This window comes from Rhodococcus sp. USK10 (assembly GCF_019378875.1).
Taxonomy (GTDB): domain Bacteria; phylum Actinomycetota; class Actinomycetes; order Mycobacteriales; family Mycobacteriaceae; genus Rhodococcus_F; species Rhodococcus_F pseudokoreensis.
Map to the genome: position 1 here is coordinate 3,405,175 of NZ_CP076048.1, position 18,677 is coordinate 3,423,851.

21 protein-coding genes are annotated in these 18,677 nt (G+C 60.8%); 13 read left to right on the forward strand and 8 right to left on the reverse strand.

Annotated elements, in window-relative coordinates; all coding sequences use genetic code 11:
* The first annotated feature begins 45 nt into the window (after positions 1-45).
* The gene (locus tag I1A62_RS22675; protein WP_124394144.1) at positions 46-525 is read left to right on the forward strand and encodes a VOC family protein; all 480 of its coding nucleotides are present in this window, start codon (positions 46-48) and stop codon (positions 523-525) included.
* A gap of 59 nt (positions 526-584) precedes the next feature.
* Here the strand turns inward: I1A62_RS22675 and I1A62_RS22680 are convergent, their stop codons facing one another.
* Positions 585-1,331 (reverse strand): enoyl-CoA hydratase/isomerase family protein, encoded by a 747-nt coding sequence (locus I1A62_RS22680; protein WP_124394143.1) that lies wholly within the window; start codon positions 1,329-1,331, stop codon positions 585-587.
* A gap of 133 nt (positions 1,332-1,464) precedes the next feature.
* Between I1A62_RS22680 and I1A62_RS22685 the strand changes: the two genes are divergently transcribed.
* From I1A62_RS22685 to I1A62_RS22740, 12 genes are read left to right on the forward strand one after another with little or no spacing between them, the layout of a single operon-like run.
* The gene (locus I1A62_RS22685; protein WP_257890959.1) at positions 1,465-2,346 is read left to right on the forward strand and encodes an SDR family NAD(P)-dependent oxidoreductase; all 882 of its coding nucleotides are present in this window, start codon (positions 1,465-1,467) and stop codon (positions 2,344-2,346) included.
* A 27-nt stretch (positions 2,347-2,373) separates the two neighbouring features.
* Entirely contained in the window at positions 2,374-3,597 is a 1,224-nt protein-coding gene (locus I1A62_RS22690; protein ID WP_219459947.1) for an acyl-CoA dehydrogenase family protein, read from the forward strand.
* 2 nt (positions 3,598-3,599) lie between these two features.
* Positions 3,600-4,727 carry an acyl-CoA dehydrogenase family protein gene (locus I1A62_RS22695; protein ID WP_124394140.1) on the forward strand — a complete coding sequence of 376 codons (1,128 nt, stop codon included), beginning with the start codon at positions 3,600-3,602 and terminating at the stop codon, positions 4,725-4,727.
* Positions 4,724-6,343 carry an AMP-binding protein gene (locus I1A62_RS22700; protein WP_219459949.1) on the forward strand — a complete coding sequence of 540 codons (1,620 nt, stop codon included), beginning with the start codon at positions 4,724-4,726 and terminating at the stop codon, positions 6,341-6,343. The genes I1A62_RS22695 and I1A62_RS22700 overlap by 4 nt, the downstream gene beginning before the upstream one ends.
* A complete protein-coding gene (locus I1A62_RS22705) occupies positions 6,340-7,107 on the forward strand; it encodes an SDR family NAD(P)-dependent oxidoreductase (RefSeq protein WP_124394138.1) in 768 nt (255 codons plus the stop codon). Before I1A62_RS22700 ends, I1A62_RS22705 begins: the two co-directional genes overlap by 4 nt.
* Complete coding sequence (locus I1A62_RS22710) at positions 7,104-8,321, forward strand: CaiB/BaiF CoA-transferase family protein (protein WP_124394137.1); 1,218 nt, start codon at positions 7,104-7,106, stop codon at positions 8,319-8,321. The genes I1A62_RS22705 and I1A62_RS22710 overlap by 4 nt, the downstream gene beginning before the upstream one ends.
* Positions 8,318-9,727 carry an MmgE/PrpD family protein gene (locus I1A62_RS22715; protein WP_219459952.1) on the forward strand — a complete coding sequence of 470 codons (1,410 nt, stop codon included), beginning with the start codon at positions 8,318-8,320 and terminating at the stop codon, positions 9,725-9,727. The genes I1A62_RS22710 and I1A62_RS22715 overlap by 4 nt, the downstream gene beginning before the upstream one ends.
* Positions 9,724-10,887, forward strand: coding sequence for an acetyl-CoA acetyltransferase (locus I1A62_RS22720; RefSeq protein ID WP_219459955.1), 1,164 nt, complete (start codon positions 9,724-9,726; stop codon positions 10,885-10,887). The genes I1A62_RS22715 and I1A62_RS22720 overlap by 4 nt, the downstream gene beginning before the upstream one ends.
* Positions 10,884-11,306 (forward strand): Zn-ribbon domain-containing OB-fold protein, encoded by a 423-nt coding sequence (locus I1A62_RS47260; RefSeq protein ID WP_219459957.1) that lies wholly within the window; start codon positions 10,884-10,886, stop codon positions 11,304-11,306. Before I1A62_RS22720 ends, I1A62_RS47260 begins: the two co-directional genes overlap by 4 nt.
* Before the next feature lie 14 nt (positions 11,307-11,320).
* The gene (locus tag I1A62_RS22730; RefSeq protein WP_124394133.1) at positions 11,321-12,481 is read left to right on the forward strand and encodes an acyl-CoA dehydrogenase family protein; all 1,161 of its coding nucleotides are present in this window, start codon (positions 11,321-11,323) and stop codon (positions 12,479-12,481) included.
* Between the two features lie 3 nt (positions 12,482-12,484).
* The gene (locus I1A62_RS22735; RefSeq protein ID WP_374710803.1) at positions 12,485-13,249 is read left to right on the forward strand and encodes a hypothetical protein; all 765 of its coding nucleotides are present in this window, start codon (positions 12,485-12,487) and stop codon (positions 13,247-13,249) included.
* Between the two features lie 55 nt (positions 13,250-13,304).
* Positions 13,305-14,111 (forward strand): CoA ester lyase, encoded by an 807-nt coding sequence (locus I1A62_RS22740; RefSeq protein WP_219459962.1) that lies wholly within the window; start codon positions 13,305-13,307, stop codon positions 14,109-14,111.
* A 24-nt stretch (positions 14,112-14,135) separates the two neighbouring features.
* Here the strand turns inward: I1A62_RS22740 and I1A62_RS22745 are convergent, their stop codons facing one another.
* The 7 genes from I1A62_RS22745 to fabG form a co-directional block, all read right to left on the reverse strand.
* A complete protein-coding gene (locus I1A62_RS22745) occupies positions 14,136-14,531 on the reverse strand; it encodes a MaoC/PaaZ C-terminal domain-containing protein (RefSeq protein WP_124394130.1) in 396 nt (131 codons plus the stop codon).
* On the reverse strand, positions 14,528-15,001 hold the full coding sequence (locus tag I1A62_RS22750; RefSeq protein WP_219459965.1) for a MaoC family dehydratase N-terminal domain-containing protein: 474 nt from the start codon (positions 14,999-15,001) through the stop codon (positions 14,528-14,530). The genes I1A62_RS22745 and I1A62_RS22750 overlap by 4 nt, the downstream gene beginning before the upstream one ends.
* Before the next feature lie 2 nt (positions 15,002-15,003).
* A complete protein-coding gene (locus I1A62_RS22755; RefSeq protein ID WP_124394128.1) occupies positions 15,004-15,477 on the reverse strand; it encodes a Zn-ribbon domain-containing OB-fold protein in 474 nt (157 codons plus the stop codon).
* 28 nt (positions 15,478-15,505) lie between these two features.
* Positions 15,506-16,687 (reverse strand): thiolase family protein, encoded by a 1,182-nt coding sequence (locus I1A62_RS22760; RefSeq protein WP_219459967.1) that lies wholly within the window; start codon positions 16,685-16,687, stop codon positions 15,506-15,508.
* A complete protein-coding gene (locus I1A62_RS22765) occupies positions 16,684-16,866 on the reverse strand; it encodes a hypothetical protein (RefSeq protein ID WP_219459969.1) in 183 nt (60 codons plus the stop codon). Before I1A62_RS22765 ends, I1A62_RS22760 begins: the two co-directional genes overlap by 4 nt.
* 188 nt (positions 16,867-17,054) lie before the next feature.
* Positions 17,055-17,843: an enoyl-CoA hydratase-related protein gene (locus I1A62_RS22770; protein WP_124394125.1), complete on the reverse strand. Its 789-nt coding sequence runs from the start codon at positions 17,841-17,843 to the stop codon at positions 17,055-17,057.
* A gap of 46 nt (positions 17,844-17,889) precedes the next feature.
* A complete protein-coding gene (gene fabG, locus I1A62_RS22775; protein ID WP_219459972.1) occupies positions 17,890-18,633 on the reverse strand; it encodes a 3-oxoacyl-ACP reductase FabG in 744 nt (247 codons plus the stop codon).
* Positions 18,634-18,677 lie beyond the last annotated feature (44 nt).

Here is an 18,677-nt window from a genome sequence, read left to right on the forward strand (position 1 = left end):
GATGGTCTTTCAAATAAACGAATTTCACACGATTGAGGAGACAGAATGACCGAAATGAACCACGTCGGCGTGACCGTCAGCGACCTCGAGAAGGCCATCGACTGGTACGTCAACGTCTTTGGGCTCGAACTGATGGATGGACCCATCGATGCCAGCCTCGCGACCGTGGGCGCCAGCAGGCGACAGGAAGTCTTCGGGCCGAACTGGACAGGAATGCGACTCGCACACCTCATGACCGCAAATGGGACAGGCCTCGAACTGTTCGAGTTCGTCGGGCCGCCGGTCGAGAGCCTGGAAGACAATTTCACCTACTGGCGAGTCGGGCCCCACCACATCGCTTTGACAGTAGCCGATTTCGACGCGGCCTTGCAGCGGCTACTCGACGCCGGCGGGACGCAGCGCACCGGCGTTCACGATGTCTTCGGCGGCGCGTACGTCTGTTACTGCTCCGATCCGTGGGGAAACACCGTGGAATTGGTGAGCAAGTCCTATCGCGAGCTGTCGAACGCAACCATGCAACCCTGAACGACCGCAAACGTCAGTGGGGCAGTTCCAATGGGACTGCCCCACTCCTTCTTCGACAACTAGCCTCGCTGGGTGCTGGTCAACTTCGACAACGCTTGCAGCCCTTGCAGCGCAAGGCTGTGGCTCATCGAATGGGTGTAATCGTCCTTGTCGACCATCCGGAGCGCGGTGCACGTGTAAGCGAGCATTTCCGGCGAGAGTTCGGCCAGATCGTTCGCAATCTCATGAGCGCGTCCAAGAATTGCATCACGAGCATGGATCTCATGCACAACCCCTAGCCGCAAGGCCTCCGTGACTTCCAGCGTGGCACCAGTCAGCAGGAAATAGGCGGCCCTCGAGGGGCCTAGGAGATGCCGCCATACGATATTCACCCCATCGCTGGGCGCGAATCCTCGTGCAGTGTGTGCCCGGTCGGCGAAAGTTGCATCGTCAGTTGCCAGCACGATGTCACCGAGCACCGGAATTTCCGAATGTATCGAGACTGGACCGTTCACCACACTGATCACCGGCACCAGAAGGTCCATTCTTCCGCCGATTACCTTGGGCATCTCCCACCACAACTCGTGCCATGACTTGGTTGCACTGGGAGCGTCGATGTCGGTACAGAACCGGTCGCCTGTGCCTGTCAGCACGACCACCCGGGTCACTTCATCAAAAGAGAGCCATGTCCACAGATCCACCAACTCACGATGGATGCGGGCATTCCAGACCAACGGTCCTCCGTTCGTGTGGAGCGTCACCTCGGTCACACCACCGAGACGCCGGAGTGAGATGCTCTCCCATTCTTCGGGGGCAAGCTGCGGCATTTTTTCCTGCCTTTCATTTCTTTTCGTGATTTTACGAGCCGTCCATCGGCCCACCGAACCATGGCACCAATCCGCACCACAGCGGCCTCATCATATGCTATTAGTACTATTCTAATAAGGAAAGAAGGTGGAAATGCCCGTCACTGCGAACACCCTCATCGACAACGTTCGACCGGGCCTGAGCGAGCGATCAAGCAATCGAGTCCGCGGACGGGTTGCCATCGTCACTGGCGCCGGCTCCACAACTGAAGATGGCGTCGGTATCGGGCACGCCATTTCCGTGCTGCTGGCGGTCGGCGGAGCGAAGGTAGTTGTGGTCGACCGCGATAGGAATGCCGCGCTGCGAACGGCGGCGGCCATCCGCGCCCACAAAGGAGATGCTGTTGTCGCCGTCGCGGACGTGGCCTCGAGCACCGACTGCACGACCGCCGTCCAAACCGCCTTGGACACATACGGGCGCCTGGACATCGTCGTCAACAACGCAGCGATCCTGGGAGACGCCGCTACCGTCGAGGCCGACGATGCCGCCTTCGTGAAAACCTTCGACATCAACATCATGGGTTCGGTGCGACTGACACGCGCCGCCGCTCCATTCTTGAATACTGGTTCGTCGATCGTGAATATCAGTTCCCTGGGGTCCATCCGCAGCTTCGCCAAGCTTGACTACGAGGCATCCAAGGGTGCTGTGAACAGCATGGTCAACACCATGGCAGTCCAGTTCGGCCCTCGAGGTATACGAGTCAATGGCGTTGCACCCGGCCAGGTCTGGACGCCAATGGGACAGCGCCGCCTGATCGACCTGGGGATGACGAGCGATCAGATCGCGCAGCACCGAGACGAGCGCGCACAAGGTGTACCTCTTGGCACCGAGGGAAGTGGCTGGGATATTGCTGCCGCCGTTCTGTTTCTGGCCAGCGACGACTCTTCGTGGATCACGGGCCAGGTGCTCTTCGTCGACGGTGGACAGAGCGGCGTTGTCGGTTACATGCCGCAACCGAACTTGCGCGACCACTAGACACTCACCGAGACGAGGATTATCCTTATGAGCATTATGCTGATAGACAATGCAGGCGCCTCCCCCGCCGCCATGGCGTGCGAGAACAGTGACACAGGCGCAGACACGGCATTCCGTCTCGCGATCCGAAGCTGGATCGAAGAGAATCTCCCCAGTGATTGGCGTGGCCGCTCATTCGGCGCAACCGACGAGTCGCTATCAGAACAACGCCGCAAGTTCGGTGCCCTTCTTGGACGTGCCGGCTGGCTGACCGCGAACTGGCCGACATCCGTCGGCGGATTCGGCGCCTCTGCGGCGCGGCGCATCGCGGTCCTCGAAGAGTTAGTTGCCGCCGGAGCACCCGAGCCGATGAACTCCAATTCTCTGGGGATCTTCGCACCAACACTCATCAAGTACGGAACTCCCGACCAGCATCGGAAGTTCCTTCCGGACATGGTGACGCACAACGCCATCTGGTGCCAGGGCTTCTCCGAACCGGAAGCCGGATCCGATCTCGCCGCAATTTCTACACGAGGTGAGATCGTGGGTGATCAACTCGTCATCACCGGACAGAAGATTTGGACCTCGTACGCGCACCTTGCTGATTTCTGCTACATCCTGGTTCGCACCGAACGCAGCGAGAAGCGCCATTCCGGTCTCACTTTGGCGATCCTTCCAATGCATCAAGACGCTGTAGACGTCCGGCCACTCCGCAACATCGCGGGGACCGACGAGTTCTGTGAAGTCTTCCTCGATGGTGCAACCACTCCCATGACAAACATCGTCGGCGAGCCCGGAAACGGCTGGTCGATGGCGATGTATGCCCTATCACAGGAACGTTCGGTCGGACTTGCGCAGCGCTCACTCAAGCTCCGCGCCGAATTCACCGCCCTGGCTGAGATCGCCGGCCGGAAGCTCACCGAGGGTAATCTGCGCGACAACGACCCGATTCTCACCGGCGGAATGGTCGATGCCTACGTTCGTTCGCTGGTGACGACTTCGATGGTACGCAGGGCGATCGATCTCGACGCTGCGGGCAAGGATATCGGAACCGTCGCAGCTATGGCGAAGGTCTTCTGGAGCGAAAGCCACCAAGAGCAAATGGGTTTGGCCGCCCACATTCTAGGTAGCGACTTCGTTTCCGGAAACGGGGTCGGATCCGATTGGTACCGAGCATCGGTATTCACCCGTGCAGAAACGATCTATGGCGGGACGACGCAGATTCAGCGCAACGTCCTCGCGCGGTCGCTCGGACTCCCGAAGGGGAAGTAACAATGACAGAAGAAGTCGATCCGCACATCGCGGAAAGTGTGCAGGCGCTGTTGCGAAGCCACAGTGAGGGTCCAGGCCGCTACTGCGATCTCCCTGCGCTCCTTTCCCAAGCATCCAGAGACGGTTGGTTTGAGGTAGTCGATCTGGGGCTGTCCGACTCGCCCGATATCGGCGTCCGTGACGCCTTAGTGGCTTGCGAGACGTTCGGCCGGCAGGCCGCCCCCATGTCCCTAGTTGCGACCGCCGGCTTCGTTGTGCCACTACTTACTGCGATCGGAACAGAGACCCCGTTCGCCAAGCAACTCTCGTCCTGGATTGCTGAAGGTAAGATCATCGGCGTACCAACTACTCGTGTGGTGTTCGACTCATCCCGGCAGGATTCCCTCCGATTCGGGCTGAACGATGCCGTCCGGGCGGACATCGCCGATGGAGTCGTGAGGCTGCACGGCCGAGCCGAGCACACCACCGATGCAGCTGCCGACGTAATGTTGGTATCGCTCGAAGATAATCGCATCGCAGCCGTTCCGACTCAAACCGACGGCGTGCATATGCATCCCATCCAATCCATCGTGCCCGGGCTCGATGTGGCACGTGTCGAGTTCGACGGCGCTGCGATCAGCGATGCGAACATTCACCACGACGACTGCATCGACGCGATTCACCGGGCGGCGATCATCTGGAGCCTCGTACTGGACGCCTACTCAGTCGGCATCTGCCGAGAACTGGTCGAGCGCTCTGTCGAGTATGCCTGCCGCCGAAAACAGTTCGGTGTACCAATTGGGAGTTTTCAGGCCGTACAACACTTGGCCGCAAACATGCACATCGCCGCCGAAACCAGCGCCGAGATGCTGGCGGCATCCGCGCGCCGGTGGGTAGAACACTCCCATCGCGAATCCGCTGCGGTTGCGGCTTCGAGGCTGCACTCGGCTGCGTCTGCCGTCTTTGCCGCAGAATCCGCAGTTCAGTTGCACGGCGGTGTGGGATTCACGTGGGAACTAGGCCTGCACTACTGGTATCGCGCCGCCCAGTTCGTCCGCGGCTATCTGACCGACGAGATTCGTCTGCGCGAGTACCTGGCGCACCACATCCACGCCGCCGCCGATTCATCTGCGAACGGGAAGGAACGATGATGGGCAACGAGCGCACACTCGGCGCACTTCTGGCTCGACAGGCAGGGTGTCGTGGTGATGCGGTCTTTGTTCATTTCGATGGCAGGGATGTCTCATATCGTGAGTTCGACGGACTGGCAACTACGGCCGCCGTGGGACTCGCCGATCTGGGTGTCAAGCGGGGAGACCGCGTGTGTATAGCTCTCCCCAACGGGATCGACTTCTTGGTTGCGAGTTTCGGCCTCATGCGCCTGGGTGCCATCCAGGTTCCGCTGAGTTTGGAGTACCGCAGCGCACAGGTTGCCTACGTGATTGCTGACGCCGAGCCGGCCGTACTGATAACCGATTGCGATTTCTACAGCCAGCACATCGCCGTACTGGAATCCTCTGAACTCGAGTCGGTCCTCTTCGTCGACCCGCCGGCTGACGTGACAGGTCGCGTCAGCCACCACCACTGGGCCGGGCTACTCCGTCGCGCTGCAAACTCTGCCAGCCAGATGGAACCGGTTGCCCCAAGTGACCCGCTCGCGATCATCTACACCTCGGGAACCACCGGAGATCCGAAGGGCGTTCTTCTCTGTCACGAACATCAACTGACACTCGCCGAGAACATCGCTGCAGGGATCGGTCTGTCCGAGTCGGACTGCTTCTACAACTTTTACCCGCTTCACCACAACACTGGGCTCGGCATCATCACCGGATCGGTGCTGGTGGTCGGCGCCCGGATGCTGCTCACCGAGCGTTTCTCGAAGAGCCGGTTCTGGTCTGACGTTGTTGTGCACGAATGCACCACGTTCTACGGTATGGGTCCGATCCTCGAGATCCTGAACAAGGATGCCGGCGCCGACGCCGCGGCCTCCGGACATCGCTTGCGGGTGTGTTTCGGAATCGCTATCGGCCAGGACCAGGCCGATCGGTTCGGTCAGCGATTCGGTGTCGACTTCGTTTCGGGATATGGCTCGACCGAGGTGAACATGGTTGCGATCGCACCGATGTCACACCAACACCCCGGCGCTGCGGGCAGAGTCCTCGACATGTTTGACGTCGCAATTGTCGACGAAACAGATCGGGCGTTGCCAATCGGCGAGACCGGCGAGGTGGTCGTGCGGCCACGTAGACCGTTCACCACCTCGTCAGGTTACTGGCGCAAGGAGGAGGCCACTGCCGCGACCTGGCGCAATCTCTGGGCTCACACCGGCGATGCCGCCCGACTCGACGCCGATGGGTACCTCTACTTCGTCGATCGCATGCGCGACGTCATCCGCCATCGTGGAAACAATGTCTCGTCGTTCGAGGTAGAGAATGTCATCATCACGATGGAGACCGTGTCCGAAGTAGCCGTTATACCTATTGCGTCAGACCTCGGTGACTTCGATCAGGACATCTGCGCGGTGGTCGTGGTGCGCGATCGATTCGCCTTTGAACCAGCATCCATCATTGCGCTCTGTGGCGAGCAGCTACCGAAGTATGCGGTCCCGAGATACATCCAGGTTGTTGACGAACTGCCGAAGACATCGACTGGCAAGGTACGTAAGGCTCTGCTGCGCAACGCGGACAGAGCGACAGGTCGATGGGACAGAGTCGTAGACGGCGCCCGTCCGGGCTCCGCACATCAGCGAGAGGTTGAACGAGCATGACCAGTCAATTCGAAGGCAAGGTAATCCTGGTACTCGGTGCATCAGGAGGCGTGGGGCACGCCGCAGCGAAGATGCTCCTCGACCGGGGTGCACGGGTTGGGCTGCATTACCGCAGCAACGCAGAACCGATCAAGCAGCTGATCGCGGAGTACGGCCAAGACCGTGCCCTGCCGATTCAGGCCGACCTCACCGACCGCGCAATGCTGACCAGCGGGGTCGAACAGGTGGTCGCGACGTATGGACAGCTCGATGGCTGCCTCAATACGGTGGGCACCGCGTTGCGGATGAAACCGTTCCTCGACATCTCCGACGACGTTGTCGACGAGACGATCGCCACCGAACTGCGCGGCGTCATCACCTCTGCCCAGGCAGTACTTCCCCACCTCATCGAGGCTGGTGGCGGGCACTTCGTGCTCGTGGGTTCCGACTCAGGCAAGGTAGGAACCAGTGGGGAGGTCATTTCCGCAGCCTGTCGCGGCGGGATCGTATCCTTCGCGAAGTCCCTCGCTCGCGAGTACGCACGCCAGAACGTACTGGTCAACGTCGTATGCCCAGGCCCCACCGACACTGGGCTGTGGGAAGACCTCGTCGAGAACGATGAGTTCGGTGGCAAGATCGGAAACGCAATGATTCGTGCAATTCCTCTGCGCCGCATTGGGAAGGCTGAAGAGGTGGCGGCGGCCGCGATCTTCCTGCTGTCCGGCGAAGCCTCGTACATCACCGGGCAGGCGATCAGCGTCAGCGGCGGATTGACGATGTCATGACCCGACCACTCGAAGACGTGCGCATCATTGCAGTAGAACAGTATGGAGCCGGGCCGTGGGGTTCGGTACATCTTGCCGATCTCGGTGCCGACGTGATCAAGATCGAGGATCCCCGAACCAACGGTGACGTCGGTCGCTATGTGCCGCCATTCCAGGAAGGTGAGGACAGCCTCTTCTTCGAGGCTTTGAATCGGAACAAGCGCAGCCTCAGCCTCGACCTCACCACCGATGCGGGGCGCGAAGTCTTCGAACGACTCGTTGCTTGTTCGGACGCGGTGTACTCGAATCTGAGAGGCGATGTTCCGGGTCGGCTCGAGCTTACTTACGACGACCTGAAGGACGTCAATCCTGCGATCGTCTGCTGTTCACTGTCAGCGTTCGGCATGACCGGACCTCGTGCGAGCGAACCCGGTTACGACTACGTCATGCAGGGCCTCACCGGTTGGATGTCGTTGACCGGCGAGCCCGGCGGCCCTCCGCAGAAGACAGGTCTGTCACTCGTCGACTTCGCTGGAGGGTACGTCGCGGCTTTGGCACTGATGGCCGGCCTGCATGCCGCTCGCCGGGACGGGGTCGGAATGGACTGCGACGTCTCCCTGTACGAGACAGCGCTGAGCATGTTGAACTACCAGGCAACCTGGCATCTCACCAGCGGCCACATCCCGACCCGCACTCGCCACTCGGCACACCCCTCCTTGGTGCCGTTCCAGAACTTCGAGACTGCCGACGGCTGGATCGTGGTGGCGTGTCCCAAAGACAAGTTCTTCCGCCGACTGCTGAGCGTACTGAAGCTCGGCCACCTGGTGGACGATGCGCGGTTCACCGACTTCGAGACTCGGCGCACGAACAAGGATGCGATCTTGGAGATCCTGGAAGCTGCTCTGCAGCAACGCCGCACCTCCGAGATTCTTCTCGAACTCGCCGCTGCCGGAGTCCCTTGCGCACCCGTCAACGATGTACCCGAAGCCGTTCGCGATGCACAGATCGACGCACGCCAGGGGATTATCGAGACCGAACACCCCCGGTTCGGAACTGTCCGCTCGATCGCCACGCCGGTGCGGGTAGGCGCCGCGCAATCGACGCACAAACGAGCACCAAGGCGAGGCGAGAATGCCGCAGAGATCCTGCACGACCTTCTCCAATATGATGCCGCCGACGTGCTGAACCTGAGCAAGTCCGGCGCGTTCGGAGCTCCTGCGGAGCAGATGGCATGACGATCGCACGCGACTTCGTCGAGTGGGCATGGACCCTGGACCAGTCGACGATACCGACAGGCATTCTGGATCGCACCGCGCTGCATATACTTGATGGCTTGGGTACTGCGCTTGCCGCGAGCCGGATGAACGCAGCCCCGTTCGCCGTCCCCACCGCCGCTTCGATGGGGCACGCCGATGAGTCGTCGGTGATCGGATCCTGCCGCCGATTCGGCGCAGCCGGCGCCGCACTCGCCAACGGCATCCTTATCCACTCGCTCGATTTCGACGACACTCACCCGGCGGGACTGGTTCACGCTACGGCGGTGACTTTGCCCGCGGCACTTGCGGTCGCCGAGCGTGAGTATGCATCCGGAGCGGACCTGCTCAGAGCCGTCCTCGTGGGCGATGAACTACTCGGTCGAATCAGCTCGGCTGCACCACATGGGTTTCATGCCAGAGGATTCCACGCATCTTCGGTGTGTGGCGTCTTCGCTTCATCGTTGATCGCAAGTCTTCTGTCCGGGTCTTCGAAGGATCAGGCAGTGAACGCATTGGGCATTGCCGCAAGCCAGGCGTCGGGAAGTATGGAGTTCCTCGCCACTGGTGTGTCCACCAAGCAAATCCATCCCGGCTGGGCATCGATGGCAGGAGTGATGTCCAGTGCGCTGGCTGTGCACGGCGGCTCGGGACCAGACACCGTTTTCGAGGGCGAACGTGGCCTCTATCGCCTATTCTCGGCGGTTCCAGCCGACCTCGCCGGCATCACGGCAGGTCTCGGAGACTCGTGGCAAATCGCCGACATCGAGGTCAAGCCCTACCCCGCCTGTCATTTGATGCACCGAAATCTGGACATCGCCGCGCAGCTGCATGCGCGGCTGAACCCGGCAGAGATCGACTTCGTCGTTGTCGGCGTTCCGCCGGAGAGCATCCCGATCGTCGCCGAGCCATCCCACACCAAGGTCGCTCCAAGATCGGCATACGAAGCTAAATTCAGCGTGCAATGGAGCGTGGCCGCAATGTTGCTCGATGGGCACATCGATGTCGATTCCTACCGATCTGATCGAATCTCTCGACCTGACATAGTCGAACTGAGTTCGCGTGTTCGAATCAACCCCGTCGCCGGCGACGGGCCCGCCGCACTTCAACCCGGCGACGTCACGATCGGCCTCGCTGATGGAACACTTGTCCGGTTGCGGTCCGACGACCCGGGTTCAGCGGAAACAGCCCTCAGCATGCATGACATGGTGATCGCGAAGTTCCGCGCGAACGTAGGAGCCCCCGAGGGGGCTACCGACGCGCTCGTCTCGGCGGTGATGGGACTTACACAAGCGTCCGATCTCCGGGCTCTCAGAGCTGCGCTCACTGACGTGGCCGAGCACTGGGAACTCGTTCCGGTGCCTCCTGTTACGGAGTATCAATCATGACTGCAACCAACGCCTACGCGGGCGCGGCAATCGTTGGCGTCGCCGAATCAGAGCTCGGTGTCACCGACCAATCGGCACTGGGTTTGCAAGCCCAGGCGGTCGTCCGGGCACTCGACGATGCTGGCCTGACTCTGAGTGACGTCGACGGTATAGCAACGACGGGCATACCGCGTTTCCCCGCCATTCAGACCGCCGAGTACTTAGGAATTCACCCGGCATGGAGCGACAGCACATTTTCGGGCGGCTCGTCATTTGAGGTCCTTACGGCACGCGCGGCCGAGGCGATCACATCAGGGAACGCCGAGGTAGTCGTCGTCGTATACGGGTCGAATCAACGGTCGGCGCGCTCACGCAAACTGGGAGGTGTCCTCGACCCCATGCAACCTGAGTCGCAGTTCGATGCTCCCTTCGGCCCGCTGAGTCCCGTCTCCTTCTATGCATTGGCCGCACAGCGACACATGCACCAGTTCGGCACTACTTCCGAACAACTCGCCGAGGTCGCGGTGGCCGCTAGAGAATGGGCACTGCTGAATCCACGGGCCTACCGATATGGTGGAAAGCCACTGTCCGTTGACGACGTTCTCTCCTCACCCGTCATCTCGGCGCCCTTGCACGCCCTTGACTGCTGCCTGGTCACAGACGGCGGAGGAGCAGTGGTCCTGACCTCCGCCGCACGCGCAGCCGATCTCCGCCGGCGGCCGGTTTACGTCCTCGGGCACGGCGAGTGTTCGACGCACCATGGGTTCACCCAAATGCCAGACCTAACCCGGACTGGTGCAATCACTTCGGCCTCCGCGGCATTCAGGCAGGCCGGTCTCGGCCCCGAAGACATCGACGTAGTCCAGGTCTACGACTCCTTCACGATCACCGCCTTGCTCTCGCTCGAGGCACTCGGCTTCTGCGGACACGGTGAGGGCGGCGATTTCATCTCCGACGGAAAGCTGCGCCCGGGTGGAAGTCTGCCGTTCAATACCACGGGCGGCGGCCTGTCGTACACGCATCCGGGAATGTTCGGCATCTTCCTGATCATCGAGGCGGTTCGCCAGTTGCGCTGTGAAAGCGAGGAGCGTCAGATCCCCGGAGCGCAGACCGCCGTGTGCCACGGCACAGGAGGAATTCTGTCGCACAATGCCACATTGATATTGGGAGCAGATCGATGACCGTACCGACGTCACCCTTCCCCTGCCGGCCGATACCGCCAACGACTCCCGAGACGATCGAGTGGTGGGATGCAACTCGCAGCTGCAGGTTGCTCGTACAACATTGCAGGGAATGTGATCTGCACCAGCTGTACCCCCGTAGCCTCTGTAGCAGTTGCGGCTCCGTCGAGCTCGAATTCCGGGACGCTGCCGGGACCGGGATTGTCTACTCGCATACCACGGTCGAAAAGTCGCCCGATACAACACTCTTCACCCCGCCTTATGCGGTCGCGCTCGTCGACCTGGTCGAAGGCCCGCGACTGTTGACCAACGTCGTAGGGATAGAGCCCACGCTCATCAGATGCGGTGACGCAGTGACCGTTGTCTGGGAACCCCTGCCCGACGGCCGTCAACTCCCGCTCTTCACCCCTGTCAGCTAAAAAGGAGCCGAGTAATGGATTTCACGTTGAACGAAGAGCAGACCGCGTACCGAAAGATGCTGCGCGATTTTGTGCAACGCGAGATAAAGCCGGTAGCGCGCGATTGGGAGCAGTCCGGACGATATCCCACCGAGATCATCGACAAGATGAAGGAAATGGGTCTGTTCGGATTGCTGGTGCCCGAGGAGTACGGCGGCGCCGATGCGGACTTCGTCTCCTTTGCGTTGACGTTCGAGGAGGTCGCGCGCGGGTGGATGGGCGTCGCCGGAACGCTCGGCAGCCATTCCATCGCCTGCTGGCTCATTGCCAAGTACGGCACCGAGGAACAGCGCAGCTCGCTTCTCCCCGAACTCGCCACCGGCGCTCGCCGCAGCGGTATCGGCTTGACCGAACCGCAAGCAGGAAGCGATTTGCAGGGAATCACGACCCGCGCTCGTCGCGAAGGTGATCACTACATCGTCAACGGATCCAAGATGTGGATTACCAACGCGCGCTATGCAAATCCACTTCCTACCCTCGTGAAGACCGATCCCACTACGTCACCGGCACATAAGGGAATGAGCGTGCTGCTGATCGATTCAAGCCTGCCCGGATTCACCGTGTCGCGCGACATCCCGAAGCTGGGCTACAAGGGCACCGAATCGTGCGAGATCGTTCTCGACAATGTCAAGGTGCCGGCCTCCTGCCTGCTGGGCGGCGTCGAAGGCCGGGGACTCCAGCAGGTATTGTCCGCTCTCGAAACCGGCCGGATCAACGTCGCGGCACGGGCGCTTGGGGTTGCGCAAGCGTCGTACGATGCGGCATACGCATACAGCAAGAACCGTGATGCGTTCGGCAAGCCGATCTCGAACTTTCAGGCCATCCAGATGAAACTTGCCGACATGGCCGTCGACGTCCAGGCTGCCCGGCTGCTCACCTATTGGGCCGCTTCCAAACTCGATCGCGGAGAACGGGCCGACCTCGAGTCGAGCATGGCTAAACTGTTCGCGTCCGAGGTCGGTCTGCGTGCCAGCTTGGACGCCATGCGAATTCACGGCGGATACGGATACTCGACTGAATTCGAGGTCGAGCGCTACTACCGAGATGCCCCGCTGATGGCCATCGGCGAAGGCACGAGCGATATCCTGCGCACGGTGATCGCCAAGCAGTTGCTCAACGGCTCGTCGGTGGACTGACCGATGCCCACCCCGACTACGCCCACCCCGACTACTCCGACCCATCGGGTCGGAGTAGTCGTTCCGAGTGTCAACACCGTGATCGAGGCGTGGTATCCGAAGGTCTTACCTCCGGGGATCGGACTGAATGTCGCACGCATGCTGATCGGGCAGACGGTGACCCCCGAAGTGCTCCGGGAAATGGACGGTTACGGTATCGAGGCCGCGCGCACTCTTTCGACCTGCCGCCCTGACGTGATCGTGTACGGCTGCACGGCTTCGAGCCTGGTCGGAGGCCGGGACTACGATCTCCGCTTGATGCAGGAACTGAACGAAGCGACCGGTCTGCCCTGCTTGACCACCACCGAGAATGTTCTTCGGGCTCTGCGACATCTTGGTGTGCACACGGTGGCAGCAGCCTCCCCCTATACCGAACAGGTGGGCGCTGCCGAGGTAGGATTTCTGGTTTCCAACGGTTATCCGGTCACCGGCCATGCCCATCTGGGCATCACGGGCGGATTCGATCTCGCGTCACCGAGCGCCGCGGACATCAGGAAGGTTGCGCTATCCGCGTGGGAGGACGCGGATGGCGAGGCGAGCGCTCTGTTCATCGGATGCATGAATCTCAATTCCCATCTAGTCATCGCCGAACTCGAAGCTGAACTCGAAGTACCGGTACTGACCGCCACACAGGCAACCATTTGGGCCGTACTGGAGGAGCTCGGCAGCAATGCAGAAATTTCCGGCTACGGAAGACTGCTGGAACAGCGAACCTCTGTTGGTGGCTGATGCGGCGATGTCGAATGAGCTTCAAACACGGTAAGCGATCGAAAGGCTCGACTCAATGTTGACTGGACCTGCGCTCTTGTTTTGCCCAGCTGATCGGCCCGAGCGGTACGACAAAGCTGCCGCGTGTGCTGATGTCGTGATTGTCGATCTCGAGGATGCTGTGGCACGGTCCCGGAAGGATGAAGCGCGCTCGGCACTGGTGGCCTCCTCACTCGATCCAGCGCGCACAGTCGTCAGGATCAATGGGGCAACAACAGCAGACCACCGCCGTGACCTCGAAGCACTCTCCCAGACCGCCTACCGGCGGGTAATGCTTCCGAAGACGGAAACGCCCGATCAGGTGTCGCGGCTGATCGGACACGAGGTGATTGCGCTGATCGAGTCCGGCGCGGGAATGTTGGCGCTGGCCGAGATCGCGATGGCTCCGAATTTGGCCGGCTTGATGATCGGCTCCGAGGACCTGATCGTGTCTCTCGGTGGACGGAGCAGCAGGCAGGACGATGGCACCAACAGGGGAGTCGTCAATGTTGCCCGCAGCCAGGTGCTGTTCGCCGCGTCTGCGGCCGGGGTCCCTGCGATCGACTCGGTGTATGTGGACATTCGAGACAGCGAGGGTCTGCGGGCCGAATCCGAGGACGCCGCCGCCTCGGGTTTTGCAGGCAAGGCGTGTATCCATCCCCGGCAGGTTGAACAGGTTCGCCTAGGTTTTCGCCCCTCGCCGGAGGATCTCGAATGGGCTCGGCGAGTGCTGCTCGCCGCGGTTTCGGAGACCGGCGCATTCCAGTTCGATGGCGCTTTGGTCGACGAGCCGGTGTTGCGTCAGGCGGAGCTGATCCTTGCCCGGGTCCCCCAGGGAGAATAGCGGAAGCCGCCAACGCAGTCCGTGTCACTCGGTACCGACTGTTGCATAGCCGGTGAACACCGGATGACCGTCGCCGTTCGTGACTGCCAACTCCATATGTATGACGGCGTCAGCTATTTCACCTGGTGTGACTCGCAGAGTGAGTGTGTCTCCAGGCCACACCGGCTGCTTGAACCGTCCTCCAAATGTCCGGATCGATTGTTGATCCACCAGTCTGGACAGCGCTCTGGCAACAAGTCCCATCGTCAACATGCCATGTGCCATCACTGTCTTGCGACCGGCAATTTCGGTGGCGAAGGCCTCGTCGGTGTGAATGGGATTGAAATCGCCCGAGGCGCCGGCGTACTGCACGATCTGAGTACGAGTCAGGTCGTCGACGAGGACCTCTTCGGATCCCCCGTGGCGGAACGGCCGCGTCATAGTTTTTCCTCCCATTCGGTTGAGGATGCGGACCGTCGAACCCGCACGATCGTGGAGGTGACTACCGGGACGCCTGCATCGTCGATCAGCTCGGTGACCTCTTCCGCAAAGATGAGAACAGCATCGGACGATCCAGTCTTGGTCCACTGCCTTCCCAGGCGCGTCCTCGGCCGCAACGTTTCACCGGCACGAACATGACGCCGGTACTCGAAGTGCTGTTCTGCGTGCAACCATCCCTCGCCGACCGACTTGTCAGTCCGACGGTGAGAGTAGTCGCCCACGCCTTTCCAGGACTTTCCTGCGTGAGGTCTGAGCGGTGAGTCTGGGTCATAGTGTGCTGCAGCCTGTGTGAAGGTCAGCGGTGCGAGCGCATCGGAACGGTATTCAGCCTCGTCGCCCAGTGCGCGCTCGAACATCATGATGTGTCCCGCCTCGACCACGAAGCTGCGCTCAGGCCCCAATTCCTCCATGTCTACACCGGCTCTGGGTCTACGACGAACTTGAGGTCGCCGAGGCGCGCTGTCGGGTTGTCGATCGTGCTCAGGCGTCCCCGACGCCCGGTGCTCGACTCGATCGATTGCCTTTGATCAAGTCCTTCGACCCGCACTCGGATGAGGTTCACGCAGCCATCCAGTCGAATCGCAGCGTACGCATAAGGCAGGTCCGTGTAGGCCCGCGCCGGGGAATCGATGGGCATCCAGTACGCCCAGACCACGGATTCGATGACACCCTCTCCAGTGTGTTCGTCCCACTCGGTTGCGTCCCAGCACTTTTGACAGTGGATACGCGGTGGACAGAACGAGAGTTGGCATGTCTTGCATCGGGTTACCTTGAAAGTACCGGTCTTTTCCTTCAGTGACTCGAAGAAGGGACTGATTCCGCCGTAGCCATAGCTGTAGGTCACGGTCAATACATCGTCGATTTCGAAACCTGTGGACTTGCTCATCGCTTCGCTCCTACTCGATCCAGTGATGTCAACGGGTCAGTACAGCGGCGGCACCGAGACTCAAGCCGGCTCCACCTGTCGACGAGACCACTCCGACTCCCTTGGACGTCGGAACTTGACGGTCACCGGCCCGATTAAGGAGTTGGTCGGCAACCTCGCCGAAGCTGTGAACAGCGGAAACACCGGCGATGTGTCCACACGCAATACGTCCACCGGACGGGTTCACAGGTATCGAGCCGTCTCGCTGTGTTGCGCCGCTACGCAACAGTTCTACCCCTTTGCCACGCTCGGCCAGACCGAGCTCTTCGTAACAGATCAGTTCGACTCCCGTGGTCAGGTCGTGGACCTCGAATAGATCGACCTGCGAGGCGGGATCGGTGATGCCAGCCATCCTGTACGCCCGTTGCGCAGAGCCCGCAACAGAAGGGATGCCGGGGATGCCTTCGGCGTCGGACCACGCGACGCCATCAGCATGGCAGGTTCCCACGCCGGTGAGTTGCAGTCGGCGCGGCAGCGACTTGGGTGCGTCATCGGACACCAGCAGGACTGCGGCAGCGGTCTCGCTGTACAGGCACGACTCGTACATGGTCGTTGGCGCGCCGACAAGCCGTGCGTTGAGAACCTCTTCGACCGTAACGGGGGTTCGCAACTGCGCGTACGGATTCAGCACCGCATTGCCGCGATTCTTGACCGCGATTGCAGCAAGGTCTTCCGGCAACGGGAGCCCGTACTGCGCGATGTACCGATTCAAGATCAAAGCCCATGGTTGTTGAGCGAACGGCATATCCCACGTCGCGTCGAGGGTCCAGTTCTCTGCAGTCAGCGCCGCGTCACCTCGCTGCCCAGCGACAGCAGTTGTCACATCGAGTGCCTTTTGAACAGCGATGACCAAGCAGGCATTGGACAGGCCTGAGGCGATGTCGGCGTAAGCGGCCCTGATCGCGTAACCTCCGGTCGCCGCGCCTTGAGTCACGCGCTGAGCAGGTTTGCCAGAGAATCCCAAGTATTCGTGCAGCATTACATCCGGGGTCCCCTGGCGCAGAAGCAGATCGTTGTAGATGGAGTACACCACCGAATCAACTGCAGCAGTGTCAGCTTCTGCATCGGCGAGCGCGGCCTTGGCCGCACCCAACGCGAGTTCCTGGTAATTGAAGGGATACTTGCTCTTGAATGGCAGCCGACCGGTCCCGGCGACGTATACGTTCCTCATTCTCCTGCTCTCACTTTACGATCGGACCGCAGACCGAGGACCTTCGACAGCAACAGAACGTCGAAGTAGCTTCCCTCGATGCCGAGGTCACCGGACTGGATGATGTGGGTGAAGTCGACTCCATCGACCAGCCAGCGCCGTATCGCCTCATCGGTGGTGACGTCGATCGTGGTAGCCACTGCGCCGACTCCGTCACTCAGGCGCACACCCCGTCCGTCAACGGCACATGTAACCCATGGTCGCCCGTTTACCGCAATGCCTATGGTCGAACTCCAGTTGGGAGTTCGGTCTGGCCGCGCATTCTTTGCCAGTGTCGTGATGATGTCGTGAAGTTCAGCGGAAACGGCCACGATCTCGAACTCCGTTCTCAGTTGGTGGACGACTTCGTTTTGAGTGCGCTCGCCTCAACCAGCGCATTGCGCGTCGATCCGTTGGTGAAGCACATGAACTCCAGTGCCAGGCCGGCCTCGAACGTCTGCCAGTTTTGTTTGAGGATGCCGTTGGTGGACACTTTGGTCGCCTGAACGGCGAACTGGTCGAAGCCGGCGATCCGTTCAGCGAGTTCCATTGCACGCGAGAGAGTTTTTCCTTTTGGCACTGCCTCGTACACAAGCCCCAGGTCGGCAGCCTCCGAGCCGGTGAGCGCTTCCCCCAGCAGCAGTTTCCCTCGCGCTCTGTTGACCCCCATCGCCAATGGCCACAGAAAGGCTGCATGATCGCCCGGTGAGGCGCCGAAAGCAAGATGTCCGTCAACGATCTTCGCGGTCTCAGCGGCGATGCAGATATCCGCCATCAGAGCGACGGCGTTGCCGGCACCGACCGCCACACCCTCGAGTGCCGAGATGATCGGTTTGCGACAGTCGAGTACTCCTTTGACGATGCCTCGTGCCGCCCACCAGGCGTTCGCCCGCACAGTGTCGTCCTGAGTCACCTCGCGCACGAAGTCCAAGTCCCCTCCGGCACTGAAGGCTTTTCCCTCGCCGGTGACGACGACGACTTTCACTTCGGGTCGCTCGTCGAATTGAGTCCAGATTGTGGCAAGAGCGTCGTGCTCCATCTCGGTGAGCGCGTTCAGTCGGTCCGGCCGCTTGATCGTCACGAGCACGATTCCGTGCGCGTTTACCTCACCGACCTCGATGGCGGGTACATGTGTCATGAGATTCCTTCGTGTCGTGCGAGCATGGATAAGCACCGAGTTGGCATCAGATGTTGCGCCCGCCGCCTATTTCGAGAACGACACCGGTGATGTAACTGCTCATGTTGCTGGCCAGAAACACACACCCGTCGCCGATTTCGTCAGGTCGACCGGCCCGGCGCAGTGGGACCTCCTGCAACTTCTTGTCGTAGATATCGGGTCGCAGTGCTGCAGTCATCGGTGTGTCGATGAGCCCTGGTTGAATTGCATTGACCCGTATCCCGAATCGCGCAAACTCTTTCGCTGTGGACTTCGTGAGTCCGACTAGCCCAGCCTTGGAGGCGCAATAGTTTGCCTGGCCCACGGTACCAACCTTGCCGCCGAGTGACGAGATGTTGACGATCGTCCCCGACTTTCGCTCAACCATTCCCGCGGTGACGATCTTGGTCGTCACGAAGGCGCCTTTGAGGTTGACGTTGAGTACGGTGTCCCACTCGTCGAAGGACATGTCTCGAACCAGGCGGTCTCGGGTGACGCCCGCGTTGTTGATCAACGAATGCACTGGCCCGATCAACGATTCAGTAGCTTCCAGTGCGGCGCTCACGCTTTGCGGGTCCGTGATGTCGGCTTCGACGAACTCTACAGCTCGATCGAGTCCTGAAAATGTGCTTGCTTCAGGCGGTTTGACATCCCAGGCGGCAACTGACGCACCTGCTTCGGACATCTTGCGAACTATCGCCGCGCCGATGCCGCTTGCACCTCCGGTGACAACGGCGTGAACCCCGTCCAGCAGTGGAACTGTTTGGTTCATCTCAAACCTCGTGTATGATTAGTGTAAGAGTCACAATCATTATG

What these genes read in the sequence shown, in the direction of transcription:
- I1A62_RS22675 (WP_124394144.1), top strand. Translation starts at nt 46, where the DNA reads ATGACCGAAATGAACCACGTCGGCGTGACCGTCAGCGACCTCGAGAAG.
- I1A62_RS22680 (WP_124394143.1), bottom strand. Translation starts at nt 1,331, where the DNA reads ATGCCGCAGCTTGCCCCCGAAGAATGGGAGAGCATCTCACTCCGGCGT.
- I1A62_RS22685 (WP_257890959.1), top strand. Translation starts at nt 1,465, where the DNA reads ATGCCCGTCACTGCGAACACCCTCATCGACAACGTTCGACCGGGCCTG.
- I1A62_RS22690 (WP_219459947.1), top strand. Translation starts at nt 2,374, where the DNA reads ATGAGCATTATGCTGATAGACAATGCAGGCGCCTCCCCCGCCGCCATG.
- I1A62_RS22695 (WP_124394140.1), top strand. Translation starts at nt 3,600, where the DNA reads ATGACAGAAGAAGTCGATCCGCACATCGCGGAAAGTGTGCAGGCGCTG.
- I1A62_RS22700 (WP_219459949.1), top strand. Translation starts at nt 4,724, where the DNA reads ATGATGGGCAACGAGCGCACACTCGGCGCACTTCTGGCTCGACAGGCA.
- I1A62_RS22705 (WP_124394138.1), top strand. Translation starts at nt 6,340, where the DNA reads ATGACCAGTCAATTCGAAGGCAAGGTAATCCTGGTACTCGGTGCATCA.
- I1A62_RS22710 (WP_124394137.1), top strand. Translation starts at nt 7,104, where the DNA reads ATGACCCGACCACTCGAAGACGTGCGCATCATTGCAGTAGAACAGTAT.
- I1A62_RS22715 (WP_219459952.1), top strand. Translation starts at nt 8,318, where the DNA reads ATGACGATCGCACGCGACTTCGTCGAGTGGGCATGGACCCTGGACCAG.
- I1A62_RS22720 (WP_219459955.1), top strand. Translation starts at nt 9,724, where the DNA reads ATGACTGCAACCAACGCCTACGCGGGCGCGGCAATCGTTGGCGTCGCC.
- I1A62_RS47260 (WP_219459957.1), top strand. Translation starts at nt 10,884, where the DNA reads ATGACCGTACCGACGTCACCCTTCCCCTGCCGGCCGATACCGCCAACG.
- I1A62_RS22730 (WP_124394133.1), top strand. Translation starts at nt 11,321, where the DNA reads ATGGATTTCACGTTGAACGAAGAGCAGACCGCGTACCGAAAGATGCTG.
- I1A62_RS22735 (WP_374710803.1), top strand. Translation starts at nt 12,485, where the DNA reads ATGCCCACCCCGACTACGCCCACCCCGACTACTCCGACCCATCGGGTC.
- I1A62_RS22740 (WP_219459962.1), top strand. Translation starts at nt 13,305, where the DNA reads ATGTTGACTGGACCTGCGCTCTTGTTTTGCCCAGCTGATCGGCCCGAG.
- I1A62_RS22745 (WP_124394130.1), bottom strand. Translation starts at nt 14,531, where the DNA reads ATGACGCGGCCGTTCCGCCACGGGGGATCCGAAGAGGTCCTCGTCGAC.
- I1A62_RS22750 (WP_219459965.1), bottom strand. Translation starts at nt 15,001, where the DNA reads ATGGAGGAATTGGGGCCTGAGCGCAGCTTCGTGGTCGAGGCGGGACAC.
- I1A62_RS22755 (WP_124394128.1), bottom strand. Translation starts at nt 15,477, where the DNA reads ATGAGCAAGTCCACAGGTTTCGAAATCGACGATGTATTGACCGTGACC.
- I1A62_RS22760 (WP_219459967.1), bottom strand. Translation starts at nt 16,687, where the DNA reads ATGAGGAACGTATACGTCGCCGGGACCGGTCGGCTGCCATTCAAGAGC.
- I1A62_RS22770 (WP_124394125.1), bottom strand. Translation starts at nt 17,843, where the DNA reads ATGACACATGTACCCGCCATCGAGGTCGGTGAGGTAAACGCGCACGGA.
- fabG (WP_219459972.1), bottom strand. Translation starts at nt 18,633, where the DNA reads ATGAACCAAACAGTTCCACTGCTGGACGGGGTTCACGCCGTTGTCACC.